The sequence below is a fragment of the Aeromicrobium erythreum genome (genome assembly GCF_001509405.1).
GTDB classification, from domain to species: domain Bacteria; phylum Actinomycetota; class Actinomycetes; order Propionibacteriales; family Nocardioidaceae; genus Aeromicrobium; species Aeromicrobium erythreum.
Map to the genome: position 1 here is coordinate 1,390,883 of NZ_CP011502.1, position 16,722 is coordinate 1,407,604.

Below are 16,722 nucleotides of genomic sequence, written 5' to 3' on the forward strand. Positions count from 1 at the left end.
CGGTGCGCGGGGGTGCGGCTGCCTCAGGCCACGCTGACGACGACGTCGGACAAGCCGTGGAACGTGGCGAGCGCCGCAGCCTCGTGGTGGAGCGAGGACCGGTGAGCGCGCGAGAGGGTGGCGCCGGTGTGCACGACGACCGTGAGCGTGCCGGCGCGCACCGAGCGGTTCCAGTGGCCCGCGAGTCGACCGTCGAGCACGAGGAGCCCCGCGCCGGACATCGTCGCGATGTACCCCGCGCCGACCTCCGTGCGCAGGTCGGCGTCGCGCACGCAGGAGACGAGCTCGTCGAACTGGGAGAGCAGCAGCGCCGCGGGCACGTCGGCCCGGTGGTCGTCCAGCTCGTCCTGCGGGTGCGGCGACCAGAGCCGCCGGCCCTCGAGCTCGACCTCGTGCAGCCCGGCGTCGGCGACCGCTCGACGCGCCTGGGTGAGGGTGAGGCTCGACCACCACGCGAGGTCGGCCGGGGTGAAGGGGCCGTGCCCGCGGGCGTAGGTGGCGGCGAGCCACGCCCGTTCGGCGTCGACCCCCGCCGTGCTGGGCGCGAGGTCGAGCGGTCGGTAGCGGTGCGGGCCGCCCGGGTCGCGCCGTCCGGCCACCTCGCCGCGGAGCTCGGCGGCCATGACGACGTGCGCCAGGAGGTCGCCACCGAACGGCGTCCCCGCGTCGTCCAGGCGAGCGGCGACGTCGTCGCGGGTGCACCCCGGGGCATCGCGGACCGCGTCCACGACCACCTCGCTGGCCGCGGCCAGGGCCGACTCCTCGAGGCCCTGGCGCCGGACGTGGGGCAGCAGCTGGCCCATGACGCGGTCGCTGGTCGCGGCGACCACACGAGGGAGGTCGTCGACGTGCACGTGGTGCCAGGTGGTGCGCAGGACGTGCGTCCGGACGACCCCGCCGGCGTCGAGCTGGTCGAGGACGTCGGCGAGCGGAGGGGTGCCGCAGCGGCGGGCGATGCTCCAGGGCGCCGTGGTGTGCTCCTGCGACTGCACCGCCCCGAGGTGGCGCACCACCGCGGTGGCGTCGGCGAGTGGAGTGCCTGCGAGACGCTGGGACCACAGCCGGTACGGCGCGAGTGACTGGTGCACCCGATGATGCTCCCACCCGGCACGGACAGGACGGCTCCTCCGCGCGGGTGCCTCGCCGGCGACCGCCGTCTCAGGAACCGAGCGCGTCCTGCAGCGCCTGCCCGACCTTGCCCGCGGCCTTGACGTTCTTGCGGCCGTCGAGGAGGGCCTTGGGCTTGTCGTCGAAGCCTCCCGCGGTGATCTCGACCGACGCCCCGTCGTCCGTGGGCGTCACCGTCGCGACGTACTCGTGGCCCCACGAGAACGCCGTCTTGCCGCTGGTGAAGCCCACGGTGCGCGATGCGTCGTCGCGGGCGACCTCGGTGTAGGGCGGCGCGGACGCGAGCTCCGTGAGGGCGGCGAACGTCCGCTCGGCGTCGTGGGTGGTCGTGACGGTGGTGCTGCGCGGTGCGTGCACGGGATCCCCTCCTGGTCGGTGACGGGGCCGCGCCCCGCCCGCCACCGACGCTAGGGCGAGCCACCCGTCCGACGCCAGCGACCCGCCCGCTGCGTGACAGCATCGACGCATGCGCACCCCGATCCCGGACTACCTCACCCAGGTGCTCGACGAGTGCGGTGGCGACGACGGCGAGGTCGCCGACTACATCGCCGAGCTCGCGCAGGCCGACCCCGACCGGCTGGCGATCGCCGTGGCCACGCTCGACGGCGTGGTGGCCACGGCCGGCGACGCCGACGTCGCGTTCTCCATCCAGTCGATCTCCAAGCCGTTCACGTACGCGCTGGCCATCGCCGACCAGGGTCTGGACGCCGTCGTCGAGAAGATCGACGTCGAGCCGTCGGGCGACGCGTTCAACGAGATCTCCCTCGAGCGTGGCTCGGGGCGTCCCCGCAACCCGATGATCAACGCGGGGGCGATCGCGGCCCACGCCCTGGTCGCAGGACCCGGCTCCGACGAACGCTTCGAGCGGGTGCGCTCCTTCTACTCCCGGCTCGCCGGGCGCGAGCTCGACGTCGACGAGGCGGTCTTCGAGTCCGAGCTGGGCACCGCCGACCGCAACATGGCGATCGCCTACATGCTGCGCACCGTCGGCATCCTCGAGGGAGCCCCGCCGGACGTCGTGCGCGGCTACACGCGCCAGTGCGCCGTGTCGGTCACCGTCCGCGACCTCGCACGCATGGCCGCGGTGCTCGCGGGGCAGGGCCGCGCGCCCGACGGGGAGCAGCTGCTCGAGCCGCAGGTGGCACGGCAGGTGCTGAGCGTCATGGCCACCTGCGGCATGTACGACGCCGCGGGCGACTGGCTCACGACGGTCGGCATCCCGGCCAAGAGCGGCGTGGCCGGCGGGCTGATCGGCGTCCTGCCGGGCCAGGTCGGCATCGCCGTCTTCTCCCCACGGCTCGACCGGCACGGCAACAGCGCGCGGGGCGTGCGCGTGTTCGAGCGGCTGTCGCGCGACATGGGCCTGCACCTCATGGAGGTCTCCGACGTGGCGCGCTCGGTGGTGCGGCGGGTCGAGCGCGGTGGCTCGCGCGTGGCGGTGCACGAGGTCGCCGGCGACCTGCGCTTCGTCGAGGCCGAGCGCGTGCTGCGCAGCCTGGAGGAGGAGCCGGAGGGCGAGGCGCCCGTCGTGCTCGACCTCGAGCGGGTGCACCGGGTCAACGACGTCGCGCGTCGGATGCTGCTGGAGGGGGTGCGCCGGCTGCACCTCGACGGGCACGACGTGCGGCTCGTCGACCCGTCCGCGGTGCTCGGCGGCGGGGACGGGCAGGGGCCCGACGCGGGCGGCGGCTACGTCCCCGAGGTGTTCGAGGACGCAGCCGCCGCCGTGGGGGAGTGAGCCGGCTCAGCTCTCCAGGGTCGCGTCGAGGGTGATCTGGTCGACCGAGGCGAGCGCCTTGCTGAGCGGGCAGCCGGTCTTCGCCTCCTCCGCGGCCTGCTGGAAGGTGGCGTCGTCGACGCCCTCGACCTCGCCCCGCACGGTCAGGGCGATGGTGTGGATCTTGAAGCCGCCGTCGGCGTCGTCCTTGCCGAGCGAGACGTCGGCCTTCGTCTCGATGGAGCGGACCGTGCCGCCGTTCTTCTCGAGGACGGCGGTCAGCTGCATCGTGTAGCAGGCCGAGTGCGCCGCGCCCAGCAGCTCCTCGGGGTTGGTGACGCCGCCCCCGTCGTCGGAGGAACGCTTCGGGAAGGACATCTCGAAGGTGCCGAGGCCCGAGCTGGTCAGCTCGACCTGTCCGGTGCCGTCCTCGAAGCCGCCGTCCCAGGCGGTGCGAGCAGTGCGAGTAGGCATGGTGTCTCCTGCCGGTGGGTGGGATGTGTACCTCCGACGCTACGAGCGTGGGAAGGTCCCGCAACCTGATGCGTGCGGCGGGGCCCGGCTCAGTCGAGCGTGAGGTCCTTGAACCAGGAGTCGGTCACGTAGTCGGTCTCCCAGCCCATCGAGAGGTAGAGCTGGTCGGCCGAGGTGGGGGAGTCGGCGTCGACCTCCAGGCCGACGCGGTTGCGGCCACGTCGGGCGGCGTCGCTGATGACCGCGGCGAGCAGCGACTTCGCGACACCGCGTCCGCGGGCGTGCCGGTTGACGCCGATGTACTCGACGTAGGTGCCCTCCGGGCCGCCGTGCTTGCCGGGCAGCACGGAGCACACGACGGTGCCGGCCGGCACCTGCTCGCCGTCCTCGTCCGTGACGTAGGCCAGCCACCACTGGTCCCACCGGTGCCCAGGCTCCTCGCGCATCCGCTGCACGAACTCGGGGAAGGACTCGCGGTAGTTGTTGAAGTGGTCCTCGAAGGACGTCTCGAGCATGTGGTGCACCGTCTGCAGGTCCGACGCGACGGGGAACCCGTTCTCGTGCTTCTCGACGGTGCGCACGAGCACGCCCTCGCGGGGCTCGAGGTCGGCGTCGCCGTCGCGCACGGGCCGCTCCATGTGCAGCCACGTGCGCCGCTTGGCGTAGCCGGCCTGCTCGAGCCAGCCGGCCTGGCGGGTGTCGTCGGCGAACGGGCTCTCGTCGAGGCGGGTGGCGTCGATGCCGCGGATGCGCGCCATGAGGATCGCCACCTCCTCCGCCCACGCGTAGAGCACACCGGCGATCTCGTCGACCTCGGCGACGTCGCGGTCGAAGTACCCCCACACGAGGGCGCGTCCCGCGGCGCGGTCGTGGACGGTGATCCAGGCGATGGGCACGTCGTCGTCGCCGACGGCCACGAGCTGGCGGCGCGTCCACGACGCCTGCCCCGCGACCTCGTTCTCGATGCCGGCCGGGTCGACGTGCGCCTCGCCCGTGCCCTGCAGCTCGTCGAGGTGGCGCAGGCGCACGAGGGCGTCGACGTCGCCGTAGGTGGGGACGCGCGCGGTCCAGGGGCCGGGCAGGTCGGGGACGTCGATCTCGGTCGGGGCGGTCTCGTCTGCTGGGCTCATCGGGTCATGAGTCTCCCACCTCCGCCGTCTCGCGCGCGTCGGCCCTGGGGGAGGTGGGGGGTCTGGGGTTGCTGGCGGGGGCTGCGGGGGTCTCGTCGCGCTGGTGCGGTGCCTGCGGGGTTCTCGCCTTGCTGGTGCGTCGCCGCAGGGGGCTTGCGGTTGCTGGTGCGCTGCCTGCGGTGGTCGTGACCTTGGCGGTGCGCTGCCTCGGCTGGCGCTGGGTGTGGCCTCCGAGAGGGCCTCGACCGGCAGCGGGCCTGGGCCGGCCTCGGGTCTCGGGGTCTGGCTTGGGCCTGTGGGTGACGCACGATTCTTCGTTTCTGCGTTCTTGACCCACCGTTCTGCGTTCGCGCGTCCTATCGGTGGATCTGCAACCGCAGGAGCCGCTCTGCGGTTGAAGATCCACCGATACCGGGCTGCCGGCGCAGACGTCTCTGCGTTCGCGACGGGATCCCGTGACGAACGCAGAATCCTTGGACCCCGACGCGCGAACGCAGAATCTTGGGTCAACCCCGTGCCCAACCCACAGCCCGAGACTCCAGACCAGCGCGGATGCCAGCCGCCCGGTCGAGGCCCTTTCGGAGAACACCCCCAGCGAGGGCCGAGGCGGCGCACCAGCAAGCCCAGACCCCCTGCGGCAGCGCTTCAGCAGGTCGAGACCCCCTGCGGCAGCGCACGACCAAGGTCACGACCACCGCAGGCAGTGCTCCAGCAACCACACCCCGACCCAGCCCACGCACGAAGAGGCGCGACCGCCAGGACGACCCCGCTCAGCGCCAGCCCAGCTCCGGCGCGACGTGCTTCAGGATGCTCTCGACGACGTGGGCGTTGTACTCGACACCGAGCTGGTTGGGGACGGTGAGGAGGAGGGTGTCGGCGGCGGCGACGGCGGTGTCCTCGCGCAGCTGCTCGACGAGCTGGTCGGGCTCGGCGGCGTAGGTGCGGCCGAAGCGGGCGCGGCCGCCCTCGAGGAAGCCGACCTGGTCGTCGCCGCCCGAGCCGCCGAAGTACGCGCGGTCGCGGTCGTCGACGAGGGCGAAGATGCTGCGGCTCACCGACACGCGCGGCTCGCGCTCGTGGCCGGCGGCCTTCCACGCGTCGCGGAAGCGCTGGATCTGCTCGGCCTGGAGCTCGTGGAACGGGACGCCCGTGTCCTCGGTGAGCAGGGTGGAGCTCATGAGGTTCATGCCCTGCTCCGCGGTCCACTCGGCGGTCGCGCGGGTGCCGGCACCCCACCAGATGCGGTCACGCAGGCCGGGGGAGTGCGGCTCGAGGCGCAGCCTGCCCGGCGGGTTCGGGAACATCGGTCGCGGGTTCGGCTCGGCGAACCCCTGACCCTTCAGCACCTCGAGCAGGACCTGGGTGTGCTGGCGGGCGAGGTCGGCGTCGCTCTGGCCCTCGCTCGGGGCGTACCCGAAGTAGCGGTAGCCGTCGATCACCTGCTCCGGTGATCCACGGCTGATGCCGAGCTGGAGGCGTCCGTCGCTGATGAGGTCGGCGGCCCCGGCGTCCTCGGCCATGTACAGGGGGTTCTCGTACCTCATGTCGATGACGCCCGTGCCGATCTCGATGCGGCTTGTCCGCGCGCCGACCGCGGCCAGCAGCGGGAACGGCGACGCGAGCTGCTGCGCGAAGTGGTGCACGCGGTAGTACGCGCCGTCGCCGCCGAGGTCCTCCACCGCCTCGGCGAGCTCGATCGACTGGTGCAGCACGTCGGAGGCGCTGCGGGTCGCCGAGTGCGGCGAGTCCGACCAGTGCCCGAACGACAGGAACCCGATGTTCTTCATGCCTGCGTCAAGGCGACGCGAGCGTGGCGCATTCCCGTCCTCAGGGTGTTCGTGGTCCCATGACCCCGTGACCCCCGACGGCGACGTTCCTCGACCGCCCAGCCCGACCACGATCCTGCACCTCGTCCCGGCGCCCGACTGGGCCGCCGACCCCGACCGTCCGTACGCGCCCGCGTCGCTCGCGACGGAGGGTTTCGTGCACTGCTCGCCCGACGAGGCGACGACGCTCGCGGTGGCCACGGCGTTCTACGCCGACGCACCGCGACCGCTGCTGGTCCTGCGCCTCGACGTCACGCGGCTGCAGGCGGAGGTGGTGCACGAGGCGGCGTCGCCGGTCCCGCCGCCCGGGGTCAGCGACGACGTCCTCTTCCCGCACGTCTTCGGTCCGCTCGACCGTGACGCCGTCACGTCGGTCGGCGAGGTGGGGTGGGAGGGTCGCGTCGCGGTGCGGATCTGGGAGGAAGACCCTAGGATCACCTCCGAGACGACGGTTCGGGGTTCCGAGAGGCAAGGCGCGTGAGCAGGCTCAGGACGGACGCACGCACGGCAGCGACGGCCATGGTCGACCTGGTGCGTCGCGAGCTCGGTCTCAACGTCGCCTTCATCAGCGAGATCGAGGGCGACCGTCGCTCGTTCCGTGCGCTCGTCTCCGACGTCGACCTGCCGATCCAGGTGGGCTTCAGCGAGCCGTACGAGGGCACCTACTGCCAGATGATCACGAGCGGCCAGCTGGGCGAGGTCGTCCCCGACACGGCCAGCGAGCCGCTCACGGTCGACGCGTTCCACACGTCCTACCTCGGCATCGGTGCCTACGTCGGCGTCCCGATGACGCGCAGCAGCGGAGAGCTCTTCGGCACGCTGTGCGCCTTCTCGCGCGATCCGCACCCGGACCTGTCGCCGGCCGAGGCGGAGGTGCTGCGGGCGACGGCGGTGCTCATCATGCGTCTCATCGAGATGGAGGAGCAGGTCGATGGTCGGCTCACCGACCTGGCCGACCTCGCGGAGACCATCGACGGCGCCCTGGAGGACGCGACGATCGAGCTCCTGCCCGTCTCGGAGGTCGGGACCGGTGCGGTCGTCGGCCACGAGGCGGTGGCCCGCTTCGCGGACGGCCGCCCGTTCCGTCGGCGGCTGGGCGAGGCGCGTGAGGTGGGCCGTGGTGTCGAGCTCGAGCTGTCGGTGCTGTCACGCACGCTGAAGGCCGTCGAGGAGACGTCGGTGCCCGTCGTGAGCGTCAGTCTGTCGGCGGAGGCGCTGCGCGACCCTGCCTTCCAGGCGCTGATCGCCTCGATGCCGCCGTCGCGCCTGATGCTGCGCTTCGACGTCGACGAGACGATCGAGGACTACGAGGAGCTCACGGCGCTGCTGCAGCCGCTGCGGCGGCTGGGCGCGCGCGTCGCGGTCGACCGCGTGGGCGACGGTGCGGCCGAGCTGCGCCACATCCTGCTGCTCTCGCCCGACGTGCTGCGCATCGACCCCGAGCTGGTGCAGGGCCTGGCCGACGACGTCCGACGGCGGGTGCTCGTGGAGTCGATCGCGACGCTGGCCGCGCAGATCGACGCCGACTGCGTCGCCCTGGGCGTCTCGGACGCCGAGCTGCCGTGGATGGACGAGCTCGGCGTGACGCACGTCGTGCGCGGCACCTGCGACTGACCAGCCGCCCGAGCCGCCGCTCGGCCCGTCGGGTCAGGATCCGGACGAGCGTATCGTTCCTCGTGCTCCCGCACGCGGGAGCAAGGCGCCCCTGCTCTCCTTGTCCGAGAGCAGGGGCGCTGCTGCGCCGTCCGCATCCAGGGGTGGGCGGTCCGGCGCAGGCCTGAGCCTACGACGTCCGGCACCTCCGCGCTGCCTGGACGAGAAGAAATGTGACAGGCGTTTACACGGCCAAGGCCGGTGCGCTGAACGGGCGACACGACCGGGAGAGCAACCAGTGACCCGCCGCCAGGTGGCGACGGGTCCGATGCGCTGCCATGGGTACCCCCGGCAGGATTCGAACCTGCGCTCCCGCCTCCGGAGGGCGGTGCTCTATCCCCTGAGCTACGGGGGCCGGTGCACGGTTCCGCGGGTGCGGTGACCGGTCTGGCCGAGTGCGGTACGACCCTACCTCACGCCCGCTACGGTGGTGCGCGTGCCCACGGTCCTGATCGCTGACGACACCGCGTCGATCCGGTTCCTCATCCGCACGAACCTCGAGCTGGCGGGATTCGACGTGCGGGAGGCCGTCGACGGGCTCGACTGCGTGGAGCGGCTGCGGGCCTCGGCCGACGCGGACGACCTGCCCGACGTCGTCACCGTCGACGTCATGATGCCGCGGCAGGACGGTGTGAGCACCGTGCACACGATCCGCGCCGACGAGCGCCTGCGGCACCTCGGCATCGTCATGGTGAGCACCCAGAACCTGCCGGCCGACATCCAGCGAGGCCTCGACGCGGGCGTCGACGCCTACGTGACGAAGCCGTTCGACCCCGACCACCTGGTGTCGACGGTCAACGACGTCATCCAGCGCCGCTCGCAGGCCTGAGCGACGGTCGCGTCGGGGCTTCCCGCGGGCGGGGAGCGGCGCGCCGCTCGATAGGCTGGTGCGGTGACTCCCGAGCAGCTCAGCGACGTGATCGTGTCCGCCCTCCAGCGGCTCGTCGACGAGGGACGGCTCAGCCTCCCCGACGGCGTGCCCGCCCAGGTGCGCGTGGAGCGACCCAAGGTCAAGGAGCACGGCGACTACGCCACGAACATCGCGCTGCAGCTCGCCAAGAAGGCGGGCCTCAACCCGCGCGACTTCGCCACCGACCTCGCGGCGGTGCTCGCCGAGCACGACGGCGTGAGCGCGGCCGAGGTCGCCGGCCCGGGCTTCCTCAACCTGCGGGTGGCCGCTGACGCGCAGGGCCAGGTGGCCGCGCACGTGCTCGAGGCCGGGGCCGACTACGGCCGCAGCGGCCTCTACGCGGGTCAGAGGGTCAACCTCGAGTTCGTCAGCGCGAACCCGACGGGTCCGATCCACATCGGCGGCGTGCGCTGGGCCGCCGTGGGCGACTCGCTCGGCCGGCTCCTGACGTTCGCCGGGGCCGACGTCACCCGCGAGTACTACTTCAACGACCACGGCGCCCAGATCGACCGCTTCGCGCGGTCGCTGCTCGCGTCGGCGCGCGGCCAGGACGCGCCCGAGGACGGCTACGGCGGCCAGTACATCCACGAGATCGCGGCCGACGTGGTGGCGAAGCACCCCGACGTCGCGTCGCTGCCCGACGCCGAGGCGACCGAGCTGCTCCGCGCCGAGGGCGTGGAGCTGATGTTCGCGGAGATCAAGGCGTCGCTGCACGACTTCGGCGTCGACTTCGACGTGTACTTCCACGAGAACGACCTGCACGCGTCCGGAGCCGTCGACCGGGCGATCGCGCGGCTCGACGAGCTCGGCAAGATGTACGAGAAGGACGGCGCCCGCTGGCTGCGCACCTCCGACTACGGCGACGACAAGGACCGGGTCGTCGTGAAGTCCGACGGTCAGCCTGCGTACATCTCCGGCGACCTCGCCTACTACCTCGACAAGCGCGAGCGGGGCTTCGACCGCTGCCTCATCATGCTCGGCGCAGACCACCACGGGTACGTCTCGCGGATGATGGCGATGTGTGCCGCGTTCGGCGACGAGCCGGGCGTCAACCTCGAGCTGCTGATCGGCCAGATGGTCAACCTCCTGCGCGACGGCCAGCCGCTGCGGATGAGCAAGCGCAACGGCACCGTCATCTCCCTCGAGGACCTCGTGGGCGCCATCGGCGTCGACGCGGCCCGGTACGCCCTGGCGCGGTACTCGACGGACTCGCCGATCGACCTCGACCTCGACCTCTGGGCGAGCACGACGAACGACAACCCCGTCTACTACGTCCAGTACGCGCACGCGCGGCTGTCGAGCATCCTGCGCAACGCCGCCGACCTCGGCGTCGACCACGGCCTCGACCGCTTCGACCCGGGCCTGCTCGAGCACGAGAAGGAGGGTGAGCTGCTGCGCGCCCTCGCGAGCTTCCCCGAGGTGGCGTCACGCGCGGCGGAGCTGCGCGAGCCGCACCGGGTGGCCCGCTACCTGGAGCGCACCGCCGCCGCCTTCCACGCCTTCTACGCCGTCTGCCGCGTGCTCCCGCAGGGCGACGAGGAGGCCACCGACGTCCACCGCGCGCGTCTGGTGCTGGTCGACGCGACCCGGCAGGTCGTCGCCAACGGTCTCGGCCTGCTCGGCGTCTCGGCCCCGGAGCGCATGTGATGCGGGCGCACGAGGCGGGCGCCCTGCACGGGCAGGCCGGCGACCGCGGACCGGCGTGGCTGCGGCGCCCCGACGACGTCGACGCGCTCGTGCCGCAGCTGTGGGCCCGCAACGTCTCCAAGGTCGACGGCGTCGTGACCGTTGCTGGCGAGTCGGTCACCGACCTGGCCGAGGAGTTCGGCACGCCGCTCTACGTGCTCGACGAGGACGACTTTCGCACCCGCGCGCGAGCCTTCCGCGACGCCTTCGAGGGGTGCGAGGTCTACTACGCCGGCAAGTCCTTCCTCTGCGTCGCCACGGCACGCTGGGTCGAGGAGGAGGGGCTGAGCCTCGACGTGTGCACGGGCGGCGAGCTCGCCGTCGCGCTGCGCGCCGGGTTCCCGCCCGAACGGCTCGCGCTGCACGGCAACAACAAGTCGGTGGCCGAGCTGCGGCGCGCGCTCGAGGCCGGCGTCGGACGCATCATCGTCGACTCCCTCGAGGAGATCGACCGGCTCGTCGCCCTCACGGCCGAGACCGGTCGCGAGGCGGCCGTCATGGTCCGCGTGACGGCGGGCGTCGAGGCGCACACCCACGAGTACATCTCCACGTCGCACGAGGACCAGAAGTTCGGCTTCTCCATCGCCGACGGTGCCGCGTTCGACGCCGTGAGCCGCATCGTCGCCGCCCAGCGGCCCGACGGAGGCGGCCTGCGGTTCCTCGGCCTGCACTCGCACATCGGCTCGCAGATCTTCGTGGCCGACGGCTTCGAGGTGGCCGCGCGGCGCGTGCTGCGCCTGCACGCGCGGATCATCGAGGAGCTCGGCGTCGTCCCGCCCGAGATGGACCTCGGCGGCGGCTTCGGCATCGCGTACACGACACAGGACGACCCCCGCTCGCCGGCCGAGCTGGCCGACAGCCTGCTCGGCATCGTGCACGCGGAGTGCCGGGCGCTCGACGTCGCCGTGCCGCACCTGTCGATCGAGCCCGGGCGCGCGATCGTCGGCCCGACGACCTTCACGCTCTACGAAGTCGGCACGGTCAAGTCGGTCGGTCTCGACGGGGGAGCGTCGCGTCGCTACGTCGCGGTCGACGGCGGCATGAGCGACAACGTGCGACCTGCGCTCTACAGCGCCGACTACTCCTGCACCCTCGCGTCGCGCCGCTCCGAGGCGCCGGCGGTGCTGAGCCGCGTGGTCGGCAAGCACTGCGAGAGCGGTGACATCGTCGTGAAGGACGAGTACCTCCCCGGCGACGTCGCAGCGGGCGACCTGCTCGCCGTCCCCGGCACCGGAGCGTACTGCCGCTCGCTCGCGAGCACCTACAACCACGTGCCGCGTGCGGCGGTGGTCGCGGTGCGCGACGGCGAGGCACGGCTGATCCTGCGCCGCGAGACGGAGGACGACCTCTTCGCGCTCGACGTCGGCTGACGACGTCGGCCCGCCGCTAGGGCAGGCCCGCGAGGCGCAGGAGGGCCGTCACCACCACCGCGACGGCGAGCGTGGTCACCACGGAGGCGCCGCGCCACGCGACCACGCCGGCGGCGGCGACGCCGACCGTGTCGGCACCGGCGTGCCACCGGTCACCGTCCGCGAGCACGCTGGTCACCACGAGCGCGGTCAGCAGCGCCGGGGCCATGAGGGCGATCACGCCGGTGAACCGTTCCGGCAGGTCGCGACCACCGAGCAGCACCGGTCCGAGGGCCTTCACAGCGGCCGTCGCGACGGTGAGGCCGAGGATGGTGACCCAGATGGTGCTCACGACGCCTCCCGCCGACGCAGTCCCCACAGGGCGGCGAGCCCCGCCGCCAGCACGGGCACGCCCGGGGGAGCGACGGGCACGAGTGCGAGCGCCAGCAGCCCGCCGACGACGGCCACGCCCCGCCGGTCGCGGTCGCGCAGCTCGGGCAGCAGGACCGCGAGGAAGAACGCCGGGTAGACGGCGTCGAGGCCGAAGCGGTCGAGGTCACCAATCAGCTCACCGCCGAACGCGCCGACGACGGTGCCGAGGTACCAGGCGACGAGCTGGGGTGCGGTGGTGCCGAAGAGGCGCCAGCGGTCGAACGTGCCGTCGCCACGCGCCGCGAGCGCCCAGGAGGAGTCGACGACGGCGAGCCCCTGCATCCCTCGCCACCAGGCGCGCCCCGGCAGCGACGGCGCGAGCGCGATGCCCATCGGGAGGAAGCGCGAGTTCATCAGCGTCCCGGCGGCGACGGCCGCGCCCGCGCCTCCACCGGCGGCGAGGACCGCCACGGCCGCGAACTGCGCCGACCCGGCGAACACGAGCACCGACATCGCGACGGCGGCGAGCACGCTGAAGCCCGTCTCGCGGGCGACGACGCCGAACGACATCGACAGCAGGAAGGAGGCCACCGCGAACGGCAGCCCGAGCCTCAGCCCCTCCCGGAAGGAGGCGCGGTCGTCGGCGCCCACCTCAGCCGGCGCAGACGGTCTGGGCGTAGAGGCCCGACTGCTCGGTCGACGACGTCTGCCTCCCGTCGACGGCGACGCGGCAGCGGACCGTGGCGTTGCCGGTGGTCTGGACGCTCGCCAGCACGTACGGCCCGGCACCCTCGTAGACGCGTGTCACCTTCACGTCCTCGCCGCCCGAGCGGAACGTGCGCTCGCGCTTGGAGGCGTCGACGACGGTGGCGTTGAACGGGCCGGTGCCGGAGAACGTGACGGTGACCGCGACCTGTCGCTCGGTCGTGCTGCCACGGGCCCCGGCCGACGCGTCCGGTCCGGCGGCGACCTGCGCGGCCGGTGCCTGCGCGAGGAGGGACCGTACGTCGAGGACGGCCCACACGAGCACGACCGTGACCACGACGATGGTGACCAGTCCGACCACCTTGACGGGCCCCAGCTGCCGCAGGCTCGACGACAGGCTGCTCGGGCGCGTGCTCACCGGACCAGGGTAGGCGACGCGGAACCGGCCCCGTGACCGATCCGCCTCACGTCAGGCCTCGGTGCGGCCCGGGGCCGCGGCGGCCCAGCTCGTCGTCGTGGTTGTAGACCGAGCAGCTGCGCAGCGACAGGCAGCCGCAGCCGATGCAGCCGTCGAGGTCGTCGCGCAGCGCCTGCAGGCGGGCGATGCGGGCGTCGAGGTCGGCGCGCCAGCGGGAGGTGAGCCGTGACCAGTCCCGCTTGGTCGGCACGCGGTCGTCGGGGAGCGATGCGAGCGCCTCGCCGATCTCGGCGAGGGGGATGCCGAGGCGCTGGGAGAACTGGACGAACGCGAGACGTCGTAGCACGTCGCGTCCGTAGCGTCGCTGGTTGCCCGCCGTCCGTGTGGCGGTGATGAGGCCACGCGACTCATAGAAGTGCAACGCCGTGACCGCCACGCCCGACCGGGCGGCCACCTCCTGCGGTGTGAGTCGGTCCGTCGCGTCCACTGGCATCTCCCTCGGCTTGACCTCGACCTTAGTCGAGGTTGTTCGCTCCTTCCATGACCGCTGCGCCCGACGTCGACCCGTCCGCCCCCGCACCCAACCCCGACGAGCCGACGTCCATCTGGCGGGGCCGGCTCGGCCGGACGTCGCTCGGGCTCTTCTCGTTGGCGTTCCTGGTGGCCTTCGAGTCGCTCGCGGTCATCAGCGTCATGCCCGAGGTGGCGAGGTCGCTCGACGGCTTCGCCAGCTACGCGCTGGCGTTCGCCCTGCCGGTCGCGGTGAGCATCGTGTCGCGCACCGTCGCCGCACCGTGGATCGACCGCGTCGGACCACGCCCGGCGCTCGCCTGGGGCGTGGGCGTCTTCGCCGTCGGCCTCCTCGTGTGCGGCACGGCCGACTCGATGACCGGGTTCCTCGTCGGGCGGGCCGTGCAGGGGCTGGGCGACGGGCCGATCGGCGTGGCGCTGTGGGTCGTCGTCGCGCAGGAGTACCCGGAGCGGCTGCGTCCGCGTGCGCTCGCCGTCATGACGAGCGCCTGGACCGTGCCGGCCGTGGTGGGACCGGCCGCGGCGGCACTCCTCACGCACGTCGCCGGCTGGCGGGCGGTCTTCCTGCTCGGCCCGGTGCTCGCCGCCGCGAGCCTCGTCGTGGCGTGGCAGGCCCTCGGCGGCGATCGGGCGCACGGACGACGGTCGGACGATGCAATTACGGTCACGTCGTCGCCGCTCGCCGCGGTGGCGGCGACCGCGGCGGTCCTGCTCGTGTCGGTCGCGGGCCAGCGATCGGTCGCCGCGTGGCCCTGGCTGCTCGCCGCCGCGCTCGTGGTGCTGGTGGTCGCGGTCCGGCACCTGGTGCCGCCCCGCACCTGGACGGGTGGGCGAGGTCTGCCGTCGCTCATGAGCGCGCGGGCGCTCCTCATGTCGTCGTACTTCGGGGCGCAGGTGTACGTGCCGCTCGTCCTGGTGGAGCTGCGTGGCCTGTCCGTCGGGCAGGCCGGTGCGGCGATCTCGGGGACGGCCTTCACCTGGTGGCTGGGCGCGACCGCCGTGTCGCGACCCGAGCGGCTGGGCGCGGCGCTGGACCGCCCGCTCCGCCGTGCTCTCCTGGGTGGCCTGTCGATCGCGGCCGGTCTCTCGGCGGTGCTCCTGGCGCTGGTGCCGGCCGTTCCCGTGGTGCTCGTGGCCGCGGTGTGGCTGGTGGGCGGCTTCGGCATGGGCGTGCTGTCGTCGACGGTCGTCACCGAGATGCTCGGGAGGTGCGCCCCGGGCGAGGAGGCGGCGACGAGCGCGGCGATGGAGTCGAACGACTCGATCGCCGAGTCGGTCGCCCTGGCGCTCGGTGCCGCCGTGTTCGCAGGCTTGCTCACCCACGGCCTCGGGACGGCCGTGCTCGTGGCCTTCGCCGTCCCCGCGGTCGGGGTCACGCTCGGCCTGCTGCTCCTCGGCCGCGGGTTCGCCCGCTGACCGGGCGGCCGGCCTCGGGTGTCTCGGCGTGGCGGACTGCGAGCGGGCACGCCCGACGACGCCGATAGGCTGTCGCCCGTGAACACCGCCGCGCCGTCCGACCGACCCCTCAAGGTCGCCCTGCTGGGCTGCGGCGTCGTGGGGTCGGAGGTGGCCCGCCTGCTGACCCGCGACGGCGACGAGCTGGCGCGTCGGATCGGCGCCCCGATCGAGCTCGTCGGCATCGCCGTGCGCCGTCTCGGCCGTGCGCGCGACCTCGACCTCCCGGCCGAGCTGTTCACCACCGACGCGCACGCGCTGGTCGCCCGCGGCGACCTCGACGTCGTCGTGGAGGTCATCGGCGGCATCGAGCCGGCGCGCGAGCTGATCCTCGCCGCCCTGGAGCACGGTGCCTCCGTCGTCACGGCCAACAAGGCGCTCCTCGCCGAGGACGGCGCCCACCTGTTCGAGGCCGCCGAGAAGGCCGAGCGCGACATCGCCTTCGAGGCGGCGGTGGCCGGCGCCATCCCGATCATCCGCCCGCTCCAGGAGTCGCTGGCGGGTGACGCCGTGCAGCGGGTGCTCGGCATCGTCAACGGGACCACCAACTTCATCCTCGACGCCATGACCACGACGGGCGCCGGCTTCTCCGACGCGCTCGACGAGGCCCAGCGCCTCGGGTACGCGGAGGCCGACCCCACGGCCGACGTCGAGGGCTTCGACGCCGCCGCCAAGGCCGCGATCATCGCGTCGCTCGCGTTCCACACCCGCGTGACCATCGGCGACGTGCACCGCGAGGGCATCACCGACGTCACCGCCGCCGACGTCCGCTCGGCCGACGAGATGGGCTGCGTCGTCAAGCTGCTCGCGATCTGCGAGAAGATCAGCACGCCCGACGGCGATGCCGTGTCGGCTCGCGTCCACCCCGCCATGATCGCGAAGAGCCACCCGCTCGCCAGCGTCCGCGGCGCGTTCAACGCCGTGTTCGTCGAGAGCGAGTCGGCCGGTCAGCTCATGTTCTACGGTCCGGGCGCCGGGGGCGCGCCCACGGCGAGCGCCGTGCTCGGCGACCTCGTCTCGGTCGCCCGTAACCGCCGCCAGGACGTGCACGGACCCGGTGACACCGCGCACGCGGACCTCGACGTGCTCGACGTCGGCCGCGCCCGTACCCGCTACCACGTGTCGATCGACGTCGACGACCGCGCGGGCGTGCTCGCGTCGGTCGCCGACGCCTTCGCGCAGTACGACGTGTCGATCAAGACGGTCCGCCAGGAGGGCCACGGCTCCGACGCCCAGCTCGTCATCGTGACGCACGAGGCCGACGACGCCGCGCTCGCCGCGACCGTCGAGGTGGTGCGCGCGCTCGACATGGTGCGCGACGTGTCGTCGGTCATGCGGGTCGAAGGCCTCAACTGATGAAGGAGTTCC

17 protein-coding genes and 1 tRNA gene are annotated in these 16,722 nt (G+C 73.0%); 8 read left to right on the forward strand and 10 right to left on the reverse strand.

Annotation, left to right across the window (positions count from 1 at the left end; all coding sequences use genetic code 11):
- Window positions 1–23: 23 nt before the first annotated feature.
- Together Aeryth_RS06540 and Aeryth_RS06545 are read right to left on the reverse strand one after the other, a co-directional pair.
- The gene (locus tag Aeryth_RS06540; RefSeq protein ID WP_067856203.1) at window positions 24–1,088 is read right to left on the reverse strand and encodes a winged helix DNA-binding domain-containing protein; all 1,065 of its coding nucleotides are present in this window, start codon (window positions 1,086–1,088) and stop codon (window positions 24–26) included.
- 70 nt (window positions 1,089–1,158) lie between these two features.
- The gene (locus tag Aeryth_RS06545; RefSeq protein ID WP_067856206.1) at window positions 1,159–1,485 is read right to left on the reverse strand and encodes a hypothetical protein; all 327 of its coding nucleotides are present in this window, start codon (window positions 1,483–1,485) and stop codon (window positions 1,159–1,161) included.
- Window positions 1,486–1,594: 109 nt separating this feature from the next.
- Between Aeryth_RS06545 and Aeryth_RS06550 the strand changes: the two genes are divergently transcribed.
- Complete coding sequence (locus tag Aeryth_RS06550; RefSeq protein WP_067856209.1) at window positions 1,595–2,866, forward strand: glutaminase; 1,272 nt, start codon at window positions 1,595–1,597, stop codon at window positions 2,864–2,866.
- Between the two features lie 6 nt (window positions 2,867–2,872).
- Here the strand turns inward: Aeryth_RS06550 and Aeryth_RS06555 are convergent, their stop codons facing one another.
- From Aeryth_RS06555 to Aeryth_RS06565, 3 genes are all read right to left on the reverse strand, one after another.
- Window positions 2,873–3,319 (reverse strand): OsmC family peroxiredoxin, encoded by a 447-nt coding sequence (locus Aeryth_RS06555; protein WP_067856212.1) that lies wholly within the window; start codon window positions 3,317–3,319, stop codon window positions 2,873–2,875.
- A gap of 89 nt (window positions 3,320–3,408) precedes the next feature.
- The gene (locus Aeryth_RS06560) at window positions 3,409–4,449 is read right to left on the reverse strand and encodes a GNAT family N-acetyltransferase (protein WP_067856215.1); all 1,041 of its coding nucleotides are present in this window, start codon (window positions 4,447–4,449) and stop codon (window positions 3,409–3,411) included.
- Window positions 4,450–5,219: 770 nt separating this feature from the next.
- Complete coding sequence (locus Aeryth_RS06565; RefSeq protein WP_067856219.1) at window positions 5,220–6,236, reverse strand: LLM class flavin-dependent oxidoreductase; 1,017 nt, start codon at window positions 6,234–6,236, stop codon at window positions 5,220–5,222.
- 67 nt (window positions 6,237–6,303) lie between these two features.
- Between Aeryth_RS06565 and Aeryth_RS06570 the strand changes: the two genes are divergently transcribed.
- Entirely contained in the window at window positions 6,304–6,756 is a 453-nt protein-coding gene (locus Aeryth_RS06570; RefSeq protein WP_202967714.1) for a DUF952 domain-containing protein, read from the forward strand.
- A complete protein-coding gene (locus tag Aeryth_RS06575; protein WP_144433702.1) occupies window positions 6,753–7,889 on the forward strand; it encodes an EAL domain-containing protein in 1,137 nt (378 codons plus the stop codon). Before Aeryth_RS06570 ends, Aeryth_RS06575 begins: the two co-directional genes overlap by 4 nt.
- Window positions 7,890–8,211: 322 nt before the next feature.
- Here Aeryth_RS06575 and Aeryth_RS06580 read toward each other — a convergent pair.
- Window positions 8,212–8,283: transfer RNA gene (locus Aeryth_RS06580), tRNA-Arg, on the reverse strand.
- An 81-nt stretch (window positions 8,284–8,364) separates the two neighbouring features.
- On the opposite strand from Aeryth_RS06580, the gene Aeryth_RS06585 reads away from it, so the two are divergent.
- The 3 genes from Aeryth_RS06585 to lysA all read left to right on the forward strand — a co-directional run bounded on the left by Aeryth_RS06585 (window position 8,365) and on the right by lysA (window position 11,894).
- Window positions 8,365–8,757: a response regulator gene (locus Aeryth_RS06585; RefSeq protein WP_236749837.1), complete on the forward strand. Its 393-nt coding sequence runs from the start codon at window positions 8,365–8,367 to the stop codon at window positions 8,755–8,757.
- A 63-nt stretch (window positions 8,758–8,820) separates the two neighbouring features.
- Entirely contained in the window at window positions 8,821–10,485 is a 1,665-nt protein-coding gene (gene argS, locus Aeryth_RS06590; RefSeq protein WP_067856228.1) for an arginine--tRNA ligase, read from the forward strand.
- The gene (lysA, locus tag Aeryth_RS06595; RefSeq protein ID WP_396127825.1) at window positions 10,482–11,894 is read left to right on the forward strand and encodes a diaminopimelate decarboxylase; all 1,413 of its coding nucleotides are present in this window, start codon (window positions 10,482–10,484) and stop codon (window positions 11,892–11,894) included. Before argS ends, lysA begins: the two co-directional genes overlap by 4 nt.
- Before the next feature lie 16 nt (window positions 11,895–11,910).
- On the opposite strand, the gene Aeryth_RS06600 is transcribed toward lysA, so the two are convergent.
- Genes Aeryth_RS06600 through soxR form a run of 4 tightly spaced genes read right to left on the reverse strand, consistent with a single transcriptional unit; the run spans window position 11,911 to window position 13,855 of the window.
- Window positions 11,911–12,225 (reverse strand): AzlD domain-containing protein, encoded by a 315-nt coding sequence (locus Aeryth_RS06600; protein WP_067856231.1) that lies wholly within the window; start codon window positions 12,223–12,225, stop codon window positions 11,911–11,913.
- Complete coding sequence (locus Aeryth_RS06605) at window positions 12,222–12,896, reverse strand: AzlC family ABC transporter permease (RefSeq protein WP_067856234.1); 675 nt, start codon at window positions 12,894–12,896, stop codon at window positions 12,222–12,224. Before Aeryth_RS06605 ends, Aeryth_RS06600 begins: the two co-directional genes overlap by 4 nt.
- A 1-nt stretch (window position 12,897) precedes the next feature.
- Window positions 12,898–13,368: a hypothetical protein gene (locus Aeryth_RS06610; protein ID WP_067856237.1), complete on the reverse strand. Its 471-nt coding sequence runs from the start codon at window positions 13,366–13,368 to the stop codon at window positions 12,898–12,900.
- A 46-nt stretch (window positions 13,369–13,414) separates the two neighbouring features.
- Window positions 13,415–13,855: a redox-sensitive transcriptional activator SoxR gene (soxR, locus tag Aeryth_RS06615; RefSeq protein ID WP_236749838.1), complete on the reverse strand. Its 441-nt coding sequence runs from the start codon at window positions 13,853–13,855 to the stop codon at window positions 13,415–13,417.
- 53 nt (window positions 13,856–13,908) lie between these two features.
- Between soxR and Aeryth_RS06620 the strand changes: the two genes are divergently transcribed.
- Window positions 13,909–15,315 carry an MFS transporter gene (locus Aeryth_RS06620; protein WP_067856242.1) on the forward strand — a complete coding sequence of 469 codons (1,407 nt, stop codon included), beginning with the start codon at window positions 13,909–13,911 and terminating at the stop codon, window positions 15,313–15,315.
- Between the two features lie 78 nt (window positions 15,316–15,393).
- Window positions 15,394–16,710 carry a homoserine dehydrogenase gene (locus tag Aeryth_RS06625; protein ID WP_067856245.1) on the forward strand — a complete coding sequence of 439 codons (1,317 nt, stop codon included), beginning with the start codon at window positions 15,394–15,396 and terminating at the stop codon, window positions 16,708–16,710.
- Window positions 16,711–16,722: the final 12 nt, after the last annotated feature.